The 15,949-nt window shown below is 70.6% G+C and carries 14 protein-coding genes; 5 read left to right on the top strand and 9 right to left on the bottom strand.

The genetic code is table 11. From position 1 onward, the window contains the following. Positions 1-7 precede the first annotated feature (7 nt). The 6 genes from ABZ833_RS06570 to ABZ833_RS06545 form a co-directional block, all read right to left on the bottom strand. Positions 8-1,954 (bottom strand): ABC transporter ATP-binding protein, encoded by a 1,947-nt coding sequence (locus tag ABZ833_RS06570; protein WP_361041971.1) that lies wholly within the window; start codon positions 1,952-1,954, stop codon positions 8-10. Between the two features lie 418 nt (positions 1,955-2,372). Beyond that, on the bottom strand, positions 2,373-3,320 hold the full coding sequence (locus ABZ833_RS06565) for a ParB/RepB/Spo0J family partition protein (RefSeq protein ID WP_361041968.1): 948 nt from the start codon (positions 3,318-3,320) through the stop codon (positions 2,373-2,375). Between the two features lie 422 nt (positions 3,321-3,742). Then, positions 3,743-4,798: a 3-deoxy-7-phosphoheptulonate synthase gene (gene aroF / locus ABZ833_RS06560; RefSeq protein WP_361041966.1), complete on the bottom strand. Its 1,056-nt coding sequence runs from the start codon at positions 4,796-4,798 to the stop codon at positions 3,743-3,745. A 105-nt stretch (positions 4,799-4,903) separates the two neighbouring features. Then, positions 4,904-6,187, bottom strand: a complete 1,284-nt coding sequence (locus ABZ833_RS06555) for an ATP-binding protein (RefSeq protein WP_361041963.1) — start codon at positions 6,185-6,187, stop codon at positions 4,904-4,906. A 7-nt stretch (positions 6,188-6,194) separates the two neighbouring features. Beyond that, positions 6,195-6,848 (bottom strand): response regulator transcription factor, encoded by a 654-nt coding sequence (locus ABZ833_RS06550; protein ID WP_361041961.1) that lies wholly within the window; start codon positions 6,846-6,848, stop codon positions 6,195-6,197. A 355-nt stretch (positions 6,849-7,203) separates the two neighbouring features. Then, a complete protein-coding gene (locus ABZ833_RS06545) occupies positions 7,204-10,113 on the bottom strand; it encodes an AAA family ATPase (RefSeq protein ID WP_361041958.1) in 2,910 nt (969 codons plus the stop codon). Between the two features lie 479 nt (positions 10,114-10,592). Here ABZ833_RS06545 and ABZ833_RS06540 point away from each other — a divergent pair, with 479 nt between their 5' ends. Next, on the top strand, positions 10,593-11,378 hold the full coding sequence (locus tag ABZ833_RS06540; RefSeq protein ID WP_361041955.1) for an SAM-dependent methyltransferase: 786 nt from the start codon (positions 10,593-10,595) through the stop codon (positions 11,376-11,378). A gap of 3 nt (positions 11,379-11,381) precedes the next feature. On the opposite strand, the gene ABZ833_RS06535 is transcribed toward ABZ833_RS06540, so the two are convergent. After that, entirely contained in the window at positions 11,382-11,783 is a 402-nt protein-coding gene (locus ABZ833_RS06535; protein WP_361043125.1) for a helix-turn-helix domain-containing protein, read from the bottom strand. Positions 11,784-11,927: 144 nt separating this feature from the next. Here ABZ833_RS06535 and ABZ833_RS06530 point away from each other — a divergent pair, with 144 nt between their 5' ends. Beyond that, positions 11,928-12,812: an alpha/beta hydrolase gene (locus ABZ833_RS06530; RefSeq protein ID WP_361041953.1), complete on the top strand. Its 885-nt coding sequence runs from the start codon at positions 11,928-11,930 to the stop codon at positions 12,810-12,812. On the opposite strand, the gene ABZ833_RS06525 is transcribed toward ABZ833_RS06530, so the two are convergent. After that, a complete protein-coding gene (locus ABZ833_RS06525; RefSeq protein ID WP_361041950.1) occupies positions 12,809-13,966 on the bottom strand; it encodes an NAD(P)/FAD-dependent oxidoreductase in 1,158 nt (385 codons plus the stop codon). The two genes, ABZ833_RS06530 and ABZ833_RS06525, sit on opposite strands and share 4 nt — an antisense overlap. A gap of 44 nt (positions 13,967-14,010) precedes the next feature. Beyond that, positions 14,011-14,709 (bottom strand): TetR/AcrR family transcriptional regulator, encoded by a 699-nt coding sequence (locus ABZ833_RS06520; protein ID WP_361041947.1) that lies wholly within the window; start codon positions 14,707-14,709, stop codon positions 14,011-14,013. Between the two features lie 249 nt (positions 14,710-14,958). Between ABZ833_RS06520 and ABZ833_RS06515 the strand changes: the two genes are divergently transcribed. Genes ABZ833_RS06515 through ABZ833_RS06505 form a run of 3 tightly spaced genes read left to right on the top strand, consistent with a single transcriptional unit; the run spans position 14,959 to position 15,891 of the window. Next, positions 14,959-15,375: an ATP-binding protein gene (locus ABZ833_RS06515; RefSeq protein ID WP_249591911.1), complete on the top strand. Its 417-nt coding sequence runs from the start codon at positions 14,959-14,961 to the stop codon at positions 15,373-15,375. 7 nt (positions 15,376-15,382) lie between these two features. Then, positions 15,383-15,517 carry a hypothetical protein gene (locus ABZ833_RS06510; protein ID WP_361041944.1) on the top strand — a complete coding sequence of 45 codons (135 nt, stop codon included), beginning with the start codon at positions 15,383-15,385 and terminating at the stop codon, positions 15,515-15,517. Positions 15,518-15,534: 17 nt separating this feature from the next. Beyond that, positions 15,535-15,891, top strand: a complete 357-nt coding sequence (locus ABZ833_RS06505; protein ID WP_249591910.1) for a DUF779 domain-containing protein — start codon at positions 15,535-15,537, stop codon at positions 15,889-15,891. Positions 15,892-15,949: the final 58 nt, after the last annotated feature.

Below are 15,949 nucleotides of genomic sequence, written 5' to 3'. Positions count from 1 at the left end.
CAGGCGCTCAGCGCTCGTCCGGATCGGCACCGAGGCGCAGGATGTGCTCGCCGCCGACCGCCGGCGGCGGACCGCTGCCGCCGAGCACGGGGCCGCTCCCGCCAAGGACGGGTCCGCTCCCGATGACAGGTCCCTGCAGCACGGGCTCCTTGCGGGCAACCGGCCCCGCTCCGTTGGTGCTGGGGCGGTTGAACTGCGTGTGGTAGAGCTCGGAGTAGAGGCCTCCTGCCGCGAGGAGTTCCTCGTGTGTCCCGCTCTCACGGACGACGCCCTCGTCGATGACGAGGATCTGGTCCGCCTCACGGATGGTGGACAGACGGTGGGCGATCACCAGCGAGGTCCTGTCCCGCAACGCGGTGGTCAGCGCCAGCTGGATGGCCGCCTCGGACTCGGAGTCCAGGTGCGCGGTGGCCTCGTCGAGCACCACGATGGAAGGCGCCTTCAGGAGAAGCCTGGCGAGGGCGAGGCGTTGCTTCTCGCCGCCGGAGAGCCGGAAGCCGCGGTCGCCGACCACGGTGTCGAGGCCGCTCGGCAGGGATCGGATCAGGTCGCCGATCTGGGCCGCGTCGCAGGCTCGGAGCAGATCGCGCTGGGTCGCGTCGGGGCGTGCGTAGGACAGGTTCACGCGGATCGTGTCGTGGTAGAAGTGCGCGTCCTGGCTGACCACGCCGACGACGTCGCGCAGCGAGTCGAGGCTGACGTCGCGCAGGTCGTGGCCGTCGATGCGGACACTGCCCGAGGTCGGGTCGTAGAGGCGGGACACCAGATGGGTGGCGGTGGTCTTGCCGCCGCCCGACGGGCCGACAAGGGCGGTGAGTTTGCCGGACGGCACCCGGAAGGTCATCCCGTGGAGCACCTCTGCCGTCTCCTTGGCCCGTTCGACCGCGGACAGGGCGTTGGACTCGAGCGAGGCCAGCGACACGTCACTGGCGCGCGGGTACCGGAAGGACACCTGGTCGAACTCGATCTCCGGTGCGGGGCCGCTGCCCGGAGCGGCGAGGGCGACCGGGTCCGGCTTCTCCTCGATGAGGGGCTTGAGGTCGAGCACCTCGAAGATCCGGTCGAAGCTGACCATCGCGGTCAGCGCGTTGGACTGCAGGCTGGACAGCTGCGTGATGGGCCCGTAGAGCCGGCCGAGCAGCGCGGCGAGGGCCACCAGCGTTCCGATGCGGAACACGTCGTTGAGCACCAGGCCGCCGCCGACGCCGTACACGAGGGCGGTCGCCAGGGACGCGAGCAGGGCCATGAAGACGAAGGAAAGCCTGCTGTACACCGTCCAGATGATCCCGACCTGGCGCACCTCGCCCGCTCGCGCCTCGAACGCGGCCGCCTCCTCGCGGGGGCGCCCGAAGAGCTTGGCGAGCATCGCCCCGCCCACGTTGAAGCGCTCGTTGATGATGCCGCCGAGCTCGCCGTTGGCCTGCATCTGCGCCCTGGAGTAGTGCTGCAGGCGCCGCCCCACGTAGATGCCGGGGATGATGAACAGGGGCAGCATGGCGATGGCGATCAGGCTGATGATCCAGGACAGATAGAACATCTCGGCCAGGACGAGCGCCACGGTCAGCACGCTGGTCGCGGAGACCAGCATCGTGGTGAGGGCCTGCTGGGCCAGCATGACGTCGCCGTTGAGGCGGCTCGCGAGCAGGCCCGTCTGGGTCCGCGTGAAGAACGCCATCGGCTGTCGCTGTACGTGCTTGAAGACCTCGACCCGCAGATCGTGGCTGACGCCCTGCCCGATGCGCCCGGAGAAGTAGCTCTGCACGAGCTGCGCCACCGCGTCGACGACGGCGAGTCCTGCCACGACGAGGGCGACGGTCGTGATGACCCCCGCGTCGTCCTTGAGTATTCCCTCATCGATGATCACTTTGAGGAGCAAAGGGGTCGACACGATGATGAGGGAATCCACCACGGTGGTGAGCAGCAGAAAGGCGAACGCGGGTTTGTGCGACTTCATGTAGGACATCGCCCGGCGCACTGATCCCGGCCGGAGTGATTGCTTCTGGGCCCCGGATTGCGGCCCTCCGACGGTAGGTCCACCAGGTCCTTGGGTGATCAACACGCGACGGAATCCTCCTGCCTCGGCATTACGGAATGGTGCTCGCTGACATGACACGCAATGTGCTCACCGGCAGGACGATACCTTTCTGCATTCCCGTCCGTATTTCCGTCGTCCGGGCCCTCAATTGGGCATGGAAATACCGGCGTTGGAGCAGAGCGACACTCCCTGCGGGACGCATTGCGGAACTCGCGGAACTCGTGGAACTCGCAGGACTCGCAGAACTCGCGGAACTGTCCATGGCCGTGGAAGAGTCCAGGGCCGGCGAGACCGGCGTCCAACCGGGCAGTCTGCCCACTTGGACGCCCGGGGCGTCCTAGGCCGTCTCGGCGACCTTGCGCTGGACGCGCACCGCGACCTCCGCCCACATCTCCGCGCACTCGTTGGCCAGGTAGGCCACGATCCGGCCGCAGTGCGGCGGGGCCTTGTCGATGATCTCGTCCCACTCCTCCGCGCTGATCGTGTGGATGTTGAGCAGTCGCAGCAGGGTGCGGCCGGTCTCGCTGAAGCGCAGTGCCGGGTCCGCGTTGAGGCGTTTGAGGACCGCGGTGCGGTCCTGGCCCGCGTCACGTTCGGGCACGACGGTGGGCCCGGTGCCACCGCTCGGGGCGCTTGCGATGCCCTCGCCGCCGCCCCGTTTCCCGCGCTGTGGCAGCGGGTCCTCGCCGCGCATCATCCGGTTGCGCACGTCGCGGACCGTCTCCGGGGAGATGGACGCGACGCGCGCGATCTGACGCAGGGACAACTGGGGGTTCTCGGCGATGAGTTCGCTCGCCACCCTGCGTCCCTCGGTGCCGTTGAGCGGGCGCACCCGGCCGTCGTGGCCGACCCTGCCCGCTGTGCCGGCCTGCTCGGCCGGGGCCCGTCTGCGGATCTCCGCGACGGTTCCCGGGGCGATACCGCTGACCGAGGCGATCATCCGGTCCGACCACTGCGGGTGCGATGCGATGATGCGCCCCGCGGCGCGCTTCCTGTCCGCCGTGGTCAGCGGCAGACCGTGCGTGACGTTGGACTCGACGGCCAGGACGAAGGCGTCGGCCGTGTCCCCGTCGAAGAACTTCACCGCGATCTTGCGTTGCCCCCGCAGTTCGGCGGCCCGCAAGCGGTGCAGTCCGTCGATGACGCGCATGGTCGATCGGTGCACCGTGATGGGCGGCAACGGGCTCTGCACCACAGCCAGCGCCTCGACGTGTTCCTGGTCTATTCCGGAGATTCGCGGTGAGTCGGCCGTCGACAGCGAAGTGATCTCGACTTCGACGACCATAAGTTGGTCGATCTGCGCATGCCCAGGTATTACCAACTCAAGTCCCCCTAGTGATCTGATGTCGCCCGTGCGCGCATGACCGCCCGCCGGTCAGAATCGGCGCAGCATCCGGGAGAGATCGACCATGAAGTGAAAAGTGGTGCGCGTTCAGAAGACCGGTTCGCCCGATGTCCGGGCGAAGAACGAGGTGCGCGAAAATACGTCACCGCCATCGCGGTGACGAGCCCGAGCCGCACATCTCTCGTCGATTCGCAGAACTACACCCGCACTCGGCGCCACTTCCCCTCCGTCGGGATTCCGCCCCGGTCCTGAATGGAGGCGGAAGCCCGCTGGCCGAACCACGCTCACCCTAACAACGCGCTTTCCGGCCTGGTACCCCTCACTAGCAGAATTGATCTAGGGCTGGAAACCCCTATTCACCCCTATCGGGTGCCCGGACCGACCCCGGCTCGCGTTGGCGGCCGCGTGAGCGTGCGGCCCATCAGCGGCGAAAGGACCGCGACGATGTTCGCGAGGTCGTCGATCTCCGGCCGGGTCACGGCCTGATCGCCGTCGCACAGCGCCGTCCTGGGATCGGGATGTACGTCGATCATGACGCCGTCCGCGCCGACGGCGAGGGCGGCACGGGTGAGGGGGACGACGAGGTCGCGGCGGCCGCCCGAGTGCGAGGGGTCGACGATCACCGGCAGGTGGGAGAGGCGCTGAACCACCGGCACGGCGCTGATGTCCAGGGTGTTGCGGGTGGCGGTCTCGAACGTACGGATGCCGCGTTCGCAGAGCACGATGTCGAGGTTGCCCCGCTGCGCGATGTACTCCGCCGCCATCAGCCACTCCTCGATGGTGGCGCCGAAGCCGCGCTTGAGCAGCACGGGCCTGCCGGCCGCGCCGACGGCCTGGAGGAGCGCGAAGTTGTGCATATTGCGGGTGCCGATCTGCAGCATGTCCGCGTACGGGGCGACCAGTTCGACGCTGGCCGGGTCGATGACCTCGGTGACCACCGGAAGGCCCGTCTCGTTCCTGACGTCGGCGAGGATCCGCAGCCCCCGCTCGCCGAGCCCTTGGTAGGCGTACGGCGACGTGCGCGGTTTGAAGGCCCCGCCGCGCAGCAGCGAGGCACCGGCCGCCTTGGCCATGTGCGCGGCGGCCAAGGTCTGTTCGGGGCTCTCCACCGCGCACGGTCCCGCGATCACGGTCAGGGTGTCGGGGCCGATGGGCACGCCCCCGACCCTGATCACGGACCGGTCGGGGTGGTGCTCCCGGCTGACCAGCTTGTACGGCACCGAGATCCGCACGACGTCGAGGACGCCGCGGCGGTTGGACAGATTGAGGGCGTCGAACGCGTCCACGTCTCCCACCAGGCCGACGATGGTGCGGGTCACACCGCGGCTGACGAACGCGTCACCGCCCGCCGCCCGCACCAGTTCCACGACCGCGTCCACGTCCTGCTGTGTGGCCTCGGGGGCCATCACGACCACCATGGGTTCCTCCCGTTGCTCGAGACGGCTTCGCCGGGTTCGGCGGCACATGCGGACGGGGGGATCCATCAGGCGCCGCGACAACGGTAGGAGTTCCCGGCCCGCCCCTCAACGGATGGCCGGGCCATCGTCCAACTGCTCAATGTGCGTTGCCCGTTGGAGCGGATCCGTCCGCGGCGGGAAGGAGACCTCCACCACGAGTCCGCCGCCCGGCCTGGCGCGTGCGCCGATCACGGCGTCGTGGGCGACACCGATGGCGCGGACGATCGAGAGGCCGAGCCCGTGATGGCCGTCGCCCGCGGTGCGTCCGAGCCGCTGGAAGGGTTCGAAGAGCCGCTCCACATGCTCCGGCGGCACCTCGGGTCCGGTGTTGGCCACGGCGACGACGGCCCGCCCCGCGTGCGTACGGGTGGTGATCTCCACGTGCCCGCCGGGGGTGTTGTAGCCCATCGCGTTGTCGACGAGGTTGGCCACCAGGCGTTGCACGAGCGCCGAGTCGCCCGACGCCGTCGCGGGCTCGATGGCGGTCTCGATGCGCAGTCCCCGCCGCCGCGTCTCCGGGCGCGAGGCCTCCACGACCTCCTCGGTGATCTCCGCGAGGTCGAGCGGTTCGCGGTGGTCGAGGCCGCGCTCGCTGCTGGACAGGGTGAGCAGCGACTCCAGCAGGCGCGCCTGCTGCTTGCTGATCTCGAGCAGCCGCTCGAAGTTCGACCGGAACGACTCGCGGGTGGCGTCGCGGTCGATGAGGGATTCCTCGAGGAGCGCGTGCTCCAGGGTGAGCGGCGTACGCAGCTCGTGCGCGGCGTTGGCGACGAAGCGTTTGTGGGAGTCGAGGGCCGTCTCCAGGCGGCCGAGGAGTCCGTCGACGGTGTCGGCGAGGTCCTTCAGCTCGTCGGCCGGGCCGACGACGGCGAGCCTCTCGTGCATGTTGCGGGCCGAGATGCGCTGGATGGTGCCCGTCATCGTGCGCAGCGGACGCAGGACGCGCCCGGCGACCACCCAGCCGAGCACGATCGCGATCACGGCCATGATCGCCAGTGCGATGCCCGACTGGACAAGGAGGTGGTCCATCTCGATCTCGTGCTGACGCAGCGCCTGGTCGCGCAGTTGCTGGGTGATGTCGTTGAGCTGCACGGAGGAGTTGGCCTCGGGATAGCCGAGGTAGAGGCGGCCGTCGGCGCCCGGCGCGAGCACGGGCTCGCCGCCCCGGTTCTTGACGAGGACGAGGTTCGCCGGAGTGCGGGCGACGAGCAGGTTGGTGATGGCGAGCAGCACCACGCCCGAGGCGACGAACAGCACTCCGTACAGGAGCGTCAGGCGTACGCGCACGCGCCGTGGCAGCAGCCTGCGGACGATCCACGGTGACAGGGCGAAGGACGTGGGCAGACGCATGGGCATCTCAAATCCGGTAGCCGCCCCGGGGAACGGTCTCGATCACGGGCGGGTCGCCGAGCTTCGGGCGCAGACGGTTGATGGTCGCCTTGACGGTCGTGGTGAACGGGTCGGCGGCCTCGTCCCACACCCGCTCCAGGAGCTCCTCCGCCGACACCACCCGGCCCTGGGCGGCGAGCAGGTACTCGAGCACCGCGAATTCCTTGGGCGTCAGCGCCAGGCGCACCCCGGCACGGGATGCGATGCGCTGCGCCGGGTCGAGCCGCAGGTCGCCCTGGACGAGGACCGGGGGCAGCGCGGGCTGCGAGCGCCGGGCCAGCGCGCGGATGCGGGCGACGAGTTCGGCGTACGCGAAGGGCTTGGGGAGGTAGTCGTCCGCGCCGAGGCTGAACCCCTCCACCCGGTGGGCGATCGTGCCGGACGCGGTGAGCATCAGGACCCGGGCGTGCATCGGCTGGGTGGCCAGCGCGCTGCAGACCTGGTCGCCGTGGACTCCGGGGAGGTCCCGGTCGAGCACGACCACGTCGTAGTCGACGACCGTCGTGCGTTCCAGCGCGTCCGAGCCGTCGTAGACGACGTCGACCGCCATCCCCTCGCGGCGGAGCACGCGCGCCACCGAATGCGCGAGCTCGGCGTGGTCCTCGACCACCAGTACCCTCATCGCCCACCCCTCGATCGGCACGTCTGATGCGGAGGGGACGAGTGGCGGGAAACGCCGCCGCGGCAGAGGCTGATCATGCGGCACCACGTTGCCCGATCCCACGTCACACACCGGTCACAGCTCCGGTGACGGCCCCCCGTCGACGCGCTCTCGTGTTCGACCTGCTGCTCCCGAAAGCGTACCGCCGCGGTGGTGGATCCTCCGGTCACAGATTCGCGGACCGCAGTGTGACCGGCCGCCGCGTAGAAACGGTGACGCACACGGAAACCCATCAGGAACGCCCGCACGTGGTCCGAGAGAGGAGATGCAGGCCGTGGTCACCAATCCGCGTGGCGACCTGCACCTCCCGCAGCCTCTACACCACGCGAAGACGGTCGCGCGCCCCGCCGTCCTTCCTCCCCTCGTGGCGCCCTTCCCGGTGCCCCTCCCTCCTGCCGGAGCCCGCGACGGGCACGGGAACGGGGCTGAGTTTCGCCGCCAGGTCCGCCCGGCGCTGGACGGCGAGCTTGCGGTACGCGCGCGTCAGGTGCTGCTCGACGGTGCTGATCGTGATGAACAGCTTGTCGGCGATCTGCCGGTTGGTGTGGCCGCGGGCCGCGAGCGTCGCCACGCGCAGCTCCGCGTCGCTGAGCTCGTCGGCCCCGCGCCGGGCTCCGGACGGCCACGGCTGCTCGGCGGGAAGGGAGTTGCCGGTGTCGGCCACCGGCGACACCCTGGGGACGGGAACCCCGCACTCCCGCCCCAGCTGCTGCGCCTTGCGGGCGAGAGCACGGGCCCGGCCGCCGTTGCCGAGCTCGCGATGGGCGCGGGCCAGCTCGTCCGTCGCGCGGGCCAGCTCCACGCGGTGGCCGCGCTCCCGCAGGGTGTCGATGGCTTCGCCCAGGAGGGAGAGCCTGCGCCCGGGGTGGAGCGCACTGGCGAGGACCCGCAGCGAGACGCCGCGCGTCCAGGCGGCCCCCGCGTTCGGCCCGCCGGTCAGGGCCAGTTGCTCCTGAGCGAGCGTCCGGGCCCGGTCGTCGTCACCGAGCAGCAGGTGGGCCTCGGCCGCGTCGGTCCGCCACGGGACGAGCGCGGGCAGATCGAACTCCCAGCGGGTCATGAGGTCGCCGCACGCGTGGAAGTCGTCGAGCGCCGCATAGGGGCGTCCGGCGGCGAGGTAGTAGTGACCGCGCGCCCGGAGGTAGAGCAGTCCGTCGGGGGTGTGGAACGCCGACTCCGGTACGGGGATCGCGAGTTGGGCCGCCGCCTCGTCGAGCCGGCCCATGGCGGTCTTGGCGTACACGGAGGTGGCGACCGGCGAGGCGATGGCCACGCCCCATCCCTCGGGCGGGACCAGCGTGACCGCGAGGCGCGCCGACTGCTCGGCGGCGGCGAGTCCGCCGAGCCTGAGTTCGATGCGCGCCCTGACCGCGGCGAGGAGAGCCTGCCACATGGGTGCGCCGCGCTCGGCGGCTTCCTTGGACAGCGTCTCGCACCAGAGGGCCGCGGTGTCCAGACGGTCGGCCAGGACAAGGGAGTTGAGGGCGACGACGAGCGCGGTGAGCGTGCCGTCGTCGAGGCGGGTGCTCTGCAGTATCTGCTCGGCCCTGACCACCACGTCGTCGCCCGCCCCGTCGAGGACCGCCTTCATCAGGGTCGCCGCGCGCTGATGGGGACTGCGCGCCGGCGTCCGCCCGCGCCGCTCGTCGTCGCCGTGCCGGGCACGGGCGCGGGCGGAGCCGGGGAGACCTGGATATTCGTACGCCATCCAGGACCGTACGCAGTCGAGCCGGCGCGAGGCCTGTGCCGCCGGCTGCCCGGGGGCCTCGGGTCCCGCGCCGCCCCGCTCGGCGGCGTCGAGGATCTCCAGGACCGAGTCCGCCTGGCCGAACCAGAGGAGATGGCCGACGAGTTCGACCGTGTGCCGGGCCCCGAGGCCGCCGTCGAGCGCGTCCGCCGTGAGCTCGGGCAGGTGCCGGGCCGCGGTGGCCGGGTTGAGCCGCCATCCGGCCCGGGTCAGCTCGGCCCTGATGGCCACGGACTGCCGGGCGTCGGTGCAGGTGTCGCGGGCGGCGCGCAGGCAGGTGAGGGCCAGTTCCACCTCGTCGTCGGCCAGCGCGCGCTCGGCCGCCTCAAGGAGCGTGCTGAGCGCCCACGGGGCGTCGATGGGCTCGGCCGCGATCAGATGTTGCACCACCACGGTCGCCGCCTCGCCGTGCTCGTGCAGCACTTGGGCGACGCGGGCCTCGAGGCGGGCGCGGTGTGCGGGCTCCATGCTCCGCAGGACCGCGGTCCGTCCCGCTTCGTGGCGGAACCAGCCGGAGTCGAGCAGCCCCGCGTCGTTCAGGGCGCGCAGGCTGCGGTGGACCGACTCCCGGCTGGTTCCCAGGACTTCCACCAGCTCGGCGAGCGGCACGTCGGGTCCGACCACCGCCAGCGCCCACGCGGTGTTCCGCGTCGACATGTCACTGCGGAACAGGCCCGTGGTCACGGCCTGTGCGAAGGCCTCGCCCGGCAGGAGAGCGGCCGAGCCGCACCCGCCGCCGTCCGCCGTACGGCGGTCCTCGATCAACGCCCTGGTGAGGAGCGGGTTTCCGCCGCCCGTCCGATGGAGATCCGAGACGAGCTGGCGCGTCCCCCACCCCTCGTCTCCGAATCCGGAGATCATTTCGGCCACTCCGCGCCGCTCGAGCGGTCCGAGCCTGATATTGCGGCAGCCCGGCAGACGCAGCAAGTCGACGTGTAATCGCGTATTTCCGGCCAGAAATCCGTTGTTCTCGCCCAGGACCACCAGAATGCGGCTGGTGTCGAGTCGGCGGGCCAGGTAGAGGACGCATTCCAGGGAGTGGCCGTCGGCGTGGTGCACGTCGTCGATGCTGAGCACCACCGGCCTTTCCCTGGCCTGTTCCAGGACAATCCCGCAGAGCTTGGGAATCTCATTCATCACGACGGCGGGCAGCACCCCCTCGGCCCGCCGAATCTGCGCGGCCACCGCCATCAGGTCCACAAGGCGGGCCGCGCGCTTGGCGTCGGCCCCCGGCAGATCCGCGCCGAGCAGCAACTGCCCCATCACGCCAAGGGGCAGGTCACTCTCCGCCTCTGACGCTGTGGCCTGCAGGAACAACGCGCCCGCGGCGCTTGCGCGTTCACCGAACGCGCGCAACAGCGCGGTTTTCCCGCTGGCCACCGCGCCGCTTACCAATAACACTCCGCCATGCCCCGCCATACAGGCGTTGAGCATGCCATCCATGATCGAGAATTCTTCCCCACGGTCCACCAAGTTCATGAGCCGACTTCTCCCCCGCGCCTGACGGCTGATCCTAGAGCGGCCGGACGGTCAGCCGGATCTCACCTTTCGACTTGCCCGGCCACTTGCTTGAAGACTCTGCCATATCTGAAAATCAACCACCAGCGTTATTTGACTCAATGATGTCGAATAACCGTCGTGAACGCGCCACTTGGCCGAAGACCGGACTTCCCTGTTCCATATCTCCGGGAAACTCCTGTGGTATTGCCGGGAGTACGGAAACCAATGGAATTTTGGAAGGTTCTCCGGGACTCGCGCAAAGAGACAGCAGATGCGGCAGAGAACACCCGTGACGACTGAGCCGGCAGGACGAATGGCGCGAACGGCACGGCCCGGCCGCACGAGGTGTGACTTATTCATCGCCCATTCGTACGCAGCCCCAACACCCCATGCTCAAGACGATGTTGCTGTGGCAGACTGCGGCGATCCAGCCTCTCGCAGCAGCAACGGAGTACGTCATGACCGCAGGTGTGCCAAGGCCGACGATCGACACCAGCAATCCGCACCCCGCGCGCGTCTACGACTGGCTGCTCGGCGGCAAGGACAACTACCCCGTGGACGAGGCTGTGGGCGAGAAGCTGCCGCCCGAGGCGAAGGACGCCGCGCGGCAGAACCGCGCGTTCATGAACCGAGCGGTCGCCTGGCTCGCCTCCCAAGGCGTGGACCAGTTCCTCGACATAGGCACCGGGATCCCCACCGCGCCGAACCTGCACCAGATCGTCCAGGAGGTCGTGCCGTCGGCGCGGGTCGTCTACACCGACAACGACCCCATCGTGCTGCGCCATGCGGAGGCCCTGCTGGTCAGCAGCCCCGAGGGGATCACCGACTACATCCAGGCGGATGTCCGCGAGCCGCTGGAGATCCTCGAACACGCCCGTGGCCTCCTCGACTTCGAGCGCCCGATCGCCCTCTCCCTGATCGCGCTCATGCACTTCCTGCCCGACGACCAGGATCCGTACGGCATCGTGGGCACGCTGATCGGCGCTCTGCCCTCCGGCAGCCACCTGGTCCTTTCGCACGCCTCGTCCGACATCTACCCGGAGCTGGCCGAGCGGGTCACCGCGGAGTACGCGAAGGGCGGCATCCGGCTCGGCTTCCGCACGCGTGCCGAGGTCACTCGCTTCTTCGACGGGCTCGACCTCGTCGAGCCGGGCCTGGTGACGGCCCCTGAGTGGTTCAAGGCCACCGCGCAGCCGGACGCGGAGGGCAGCGGGATCTACGCGGCGGTGGCGCGCATTCCCTGAGCCTCAGCCGCCGTCGAAGCCGTCAGCTGCCGCCGCGCTGCGCTCGTTGGCCCGGTCGATCTCCGCCATGTGCTCCTCGGCCCATGCCCTGACCGCGGCGAGCGGCCCCTCCAGGGAGAGCCCCAGCGCGGTCAGCCGGTAGTGCACGCGCGGCGGCACCGTCGGCTCCACCCGGCGGGCGACCAGGCCGTCGCGCGTCATGGCCTGCAGGGTCGTGGACAGCATCTTCTGCGAGACACCCGGCATACGTCGCCGCAGCTCGGCGAAGCGGACCTCGTGAGGCTCGGCCTCCGCGAGGACCTTGACCGCCATCGAGGTCCACTTCGTACCGATGCGGTCGAGGAGCCGGCGGGTCGGGCAGTCGGGATCGAAGAGATCCCCGCGCGTCGCCTCCTGGGGACTCACCTTGGGACTGCGCTTGGGCTTGGCCTTGGGAGGGGTGGTCACCTCGGGCTCACCACCTGTCGGGAAAGTGCGTTCTTGGCAGGCCAGGGACGGTTACCTAGCCTCATGTGGTCACCAATGGTAACCACCTCGGAGCGACTCACCATGCGCCTCCCCTCAGCCGAACTCACCTCCCCGGGCATCTCCCTGCGGCGGATCACCACCAACGGCATCACGGCCAACGTGGCGATCGCGGGCACCGGCCCCGCCGTCCTGCTGCTCCATGGCTTCCCCCACACCTGGCAGCTCTGGAGCGAGGTCATGCCCCGGCTCGCCCGGCGGCACCGCGTCATCGCCCCGGACCTGCGCGGACTCGGCGCCAGCACCCGGGCTGCCGACGGCTATGACGCCGACAGTCTCGCCACCGACGCCGAAGGACTCCTCGACGCGCTCGGGGAGCGGAGCGCGGCGGTCGTCGGCATCGACGCTGGCACGCCTCCCGCGTTCCTCCTCGCGCTGCGACGCCCCGATCTCGTACGCAGGCTCGTCGTCATGGAGTCGCTCCTGGGGCCCCTGCCCGGCGCGGAGGACTTCCTCGCCGGGGGCCCGCCCTGGTGGTTCGGCTTCCACTCGGTTCCCGGGCTCGCCGAGAGCGTCCTCGCGGGGCACGAGGCCGAGTACGTGGACTGGTTCCTGACCACCGGCACGCACGGCCGCGGTGTCCCCGACCGCGTGCGGGACGCCTTCCGCAGCGCCTACACCGGCAGTGACGCGCTGCGCTGCGCCTTCTCCCACTACCGGGCCATGCCCACCAGCGGACGGCAGATCCAGGCCGCCGCCGCGCACGCCAGGCTCACCATGCCGACGATGACGATCGGCTCCCACCCCGTCGGAACGGCCCTCGAACGGCAGGTCCGCCCCCTCGCCGACGACCTGACGGGCCGTCTCGTCCCGGACTGCGGCCACATCATCCCGCTGGACCGCCCCCGGGCCCTGCTCGACCTCCTCGGCCCTTTCCTCGCCGCCGGTCTCCCTGGCCTGGACGGCTAGTCGCCGCGGGTGAACATGTCGAGCAGGCCCTGCGGCGCGTCCTTGCCGAAGCAGAGGACGAGGCTGTCCGCGGACGCGGCTGCGGCGTTCTCGCTGCGCGGGAACAGCGCCTCTTCGTAGGCGGCGAGCGCCGCTTCGGTGGCGCCGGGATGCGCGGCAACGGCACCGGCGAGTTCGGCTCCGTCGAGCATGGCGAGGTTGGCACCCTCCCCCGCGAAGGGGGACATGACGTGGGCCGCGTCACCGAGCAGCGTGACGCCCGGGACACGGTCCCAGCGGTGGCCGATCGGCAGGGCGTGGATGCGGCGGGGGATCAACACGCCGTCGGCGTCGGCGACCAGCGCCTGAAGGCTCTTGTCCCAGTCGGCGAAGTGCTCAAGCACGGCGGCCTTGGCGAGGTCCGTGGCGTCGGCGGTGAAGTCGACGGAGGAGATCCAGTCCTCGGGTGCCTTGAGCGCGGTGTAGACGTGCAGGCTGCCGTCGGGCTCGCGGTGGGCGAGGAAGCCCTTGTCCTCACCGAGCGCGAAGAGCATGCCGCCGCCCACGACGGCGGCGCTCTCGGGGTGACGGACATCGGCGTCGAGGAGGTCCGCCTCGACGAAGGAGAGGCCGGAGTAGGCGGGAGTGGCCTCCGAGACCAGGGGCCTGATCCGGGACCAGGCTCCATCGGCGCCGATCAGGAGGTCGGTGGTGAACGTGGAGCCGTCGGCGAGGGTCACCTCGTGGCGACCGCCACCGAGCGGACGCGCCCCGGTGACCTTCGCGCCCCAGTGAACGGCGCCGTCCGGCAGCGAGCCGAGCAGGAGGTCGCGCAGCTGGCCGCGCTCGACCTCGGGACGCCCGCCGTCGCCCTCGTCTTCTTCCGCCATACGGACGACGGCGTCCTTGTCCAGGACGCGCGTGGCCTCGCCGCCGGGGTGGACGAGCGCGCGGAACTCCTCGTACAGATCGGCGGCGCGCAGGGCGGCCTGACCTGACTCCTCATGGATGTCGAGCATGCCGCCCTGGCCGCGGGCTGCCGCCGAGGCCTCCAGGTCGTACAGGGCGGCCTCGATGCCGTTGACGTGCAGGACACGGGCGAGGGTGAGGCCTCCGAGGCCCGCGCCGACGATGGCGATGGGGTGGTGCGGGGTGTGCGTGGTGTGCGTGGTCATGGCGACGCTCCTTGGCGTGCTGGCGGCTTGCGAGGTGCCGGTGCTCAGCTCCGGGGGCTTTCGGGCGGGAGAGGCGTACGCAGGATGCCGTCGATCAGCGCGCGCAAGCCCCAGGAGAGACGGGCCTCCGGATCGCCGGACAGGAGCTCGGCGGCGAGCCCGGCGACGTGCGGATGGGTCCGCTCGGGCGCGTCCCGCAGGGCTTCGGCGAGCGCGTCCCACTCCTGCCGGGCGCCCTCGGCCCGGCCGCCCGGGGAGTGCTCGGCGGCGGTCGCGGTGGCGTGCTGCAGCAGCAGGTCGACGCCCCAGGCCGCCTGCCCCGGCGGGACCCCGCCCTCGTCGAGCAGGGCGAGCAGCGTCTCGATGAGACGCAGGTAGTGCTCGCCCCTGGGCCGGGCCACCAGCGCGGCCATGGCGAGGCCGCGGTGACGGAAGAGCACCGCGGTGTAGGAGGTGAGCACCTTCTCCAGGCGCTCGCGCCAGTCACCCCCGTCCGGCGCAGCCTCGACCGTGCCGAGGAGCTCGTCCAGGATCGCCGCGTGCAGCTCGGCGGTGTTGCGGACGTAGACGTACAGGGAGGCGGGCCCGGTGTCGAGCTCCTGGGCGAGCCGGCGCATGGTCACCTTGCCCAGGCCTTCGGCACGCATGATCTCCACCGCGGCGGCCACGATCCCGGCCCGTGTCAGGGCGGGCTTCGCCGGGCGCTCGCGGCGGCTGCGCGGGGCATCGGAATGAGCTGTCATACGACCACCATAGCGAACATGTTCGTTACGAGCACGTTCGGAGCGAACATGTTCGCTCCGATGGACCCCTCGCGAGCACCCGCGCACTGCGACCGGCTGTGACCCACAACGCTTCCAGGGACTTGGTTGGCGATCAGCGAGGGCGGGCATCACCGTTGGGCAGGACGGCCGCGCAAGACATGTCGTGGCCCCGGCCAGCGGAAGTCCTCGCGAGCAGCCGGAAGTCCCAGGGGAGGGAAGTGAGTCGCCATGCGTGCGCACAAGCGCGCCCATCGGCACGTCGCCCGCGTCGAGTACGCACTGCCTCAGGAGGCCGCATCGGCCGGCCGGGCGCGGAGACTGACCTCCGCGTTCCTGACCCGGCCCCGTCGGCACCTGACGGAGGTGGACGCCGAGCGGGTGGACGACGCCACGTTGATCGTGTCCGAACTCGTCACCAACGCCACCCAGCACGGCCACAGCTCCTGCCGGCTGCGCCTCGAGGTGTCCGACGACCACGTGACCGTCGAGGTGCACGACGCGAGCCCCGTCGGCCCGCGTGCGCTGAAGCCGAGCACCGAACGGGAGAGCGGGCGGGGCCTGGCGATGGTGCGTCACCTCGCCGCGCGCCTCGAGGTCGTGGGCAGCGGCCGCCGCGGCAAGGCCGTTCGGGCGGTGCTCGCCTGACGACGCCGTGAGCCAAGCGCACGCGCACGGCCACGCCCACGCCCAGGACCGCGGCATCGGCATCGGCATCGGCATCGGCTGCAACGTCCTCGCAACCTTGCCCGGCGTTGACTGGAGCACCGCCTCGACGGCGGCCCGGTGACCAAGGAGCGGCTGCCCATGACCGATACCCCGCGCGTGGAGCTGACCCCCGCCGCCGCCGATCTGGTGAGGCGGCTGCGGGAGGCCCACGGACCGCTGATGTTCCATCAGTCCGGCGGCTGCTGCGACGGCAGCGCGCCCATGTGCTTCCCGGAGGGCGAGTTCCGGACCGGTGACTCCGATGTGCGGCTGGAGTCGCTGGCCGTGGACGGCGTGGCGGAACCGGTCTCCTTCTGGATGTCGAAGAGCCAGTACGACGTGTGGAGCCATACGCGGCTGATCGTGGACGTGGTGCCGGGCCGTGGCAGCGGCTTCTCCCTGGAAGCCCCGGAAGGCGTACGTTTCCTCATCCGTTCACGATTGGTCGGCACATAGCCACCGACGCGGCACCCGTCCGGCTCTGCCCTCTGGTGCACTTTCTGACCGACCCTCA

The organism is Streptomyces sp. NPDC047525, assembly GCF_040643025.1.
GTDB lineage: Bacteria > Actinomycetota > Actinomycetes > Streptomycetales > Streptomycetaceae > Streptomyces > Streptomyces durmitorensis.
The sequence above is the reverse complement of the archived record's forward strand: the minus strand, read 5'-3'. Positions and strand labels throughout refer to the sequence as shown.

Excerpts from the sequence above, each read along its gene's own strand:
- ABZ833_RS06520 (WP_361041947.1), bottom strand. The coding sequence starts at position 14,709 with ATGACAGCTCATTCCGATGCCCCGCGCAGCCGCCGCGAGCGCCCGGCG.
- ABZ833_RS06525 (WP_361041950.1), bottom strand. The coding sequence starts at position 13,966 with ATGACCACGCACACCACGCACACCCCGCACCACCCCATCGCCATCGTC.
- ABZ833_RS06555 (WP_361041963.1), bottom strand. The coding sequence starts at position 6,187 with ATGCGTCTGCCCACGTCCTTCGCCCTGTCACCGTGGATCGTCCGCAGG.
- ABZ833_RS06550 (WP_361041961.1), bottom strand. The coding sequence starts at position 6,848 with ATGAGGGTACTGGTGGTCGAGGACCACGCCGAGCTCGCGCATTCGGTG.
- aroF (WP_361041966.1), bottom strand. The coding sequence starts at position 4,798 with ATGGTGGTCGTGATGGCCCCCGAGGCCACACAGCAGGACGTGGACGCG.
- ABZ833_RS06540 (WP_361041955.1), top strand. The coding sequence starts at position 10,593 with ATGACCGCAGGTGTGCCAAGGCCGACGATCGACACCAGCAATCCGCAC.
- ABZ833_RS06570 (WP_361041971.1), bottom strand. The coding sequence starts at position 1,954 with ATGAAGTCGCACAAACCCGCGTTCGCCTTTCTGCTGCTCACCACCGTG.
- ABZ833_RS06545 (WP_361041958.1), bottom strand. The coding sequence starts at position 10,113 with ATGAACTTGGTGGACCGTGGGGAAGAATTCTCGATCATGGATGGCATG.
- ABZ833_RS06515 (WP_249591911.1), top strand. The coding sequence starts at position 14,959 with ATGCGTGCGCACAAGCGCGCCCATCGGCACGTCGCCCGCGTCGAGTAC.
- ABZ833_RS06530 (WP_361041953.1), top strand. The coding sequence starts at position 11,928 with ATGCGCCTCCCCTCAGCCGAACTCACCTCCCCGGGCATCTCCCTGCGG.
- ABZ833_RS06505 (WP_249591910.1), top strand. The coding sequence starts at position 15,535 with ATGACCGATACCCCGCGCGTGGAGCTGACCCCCGCCGCCGCCGATCTG.
- ABZ833_RS06565 (WP_361041968.1), bottom strand. The coding sequence starts at position 3,320 with ATGGTCGTCGAAGTCGAGATCACTTCGCTGTCGACGGCCGACTCACCG.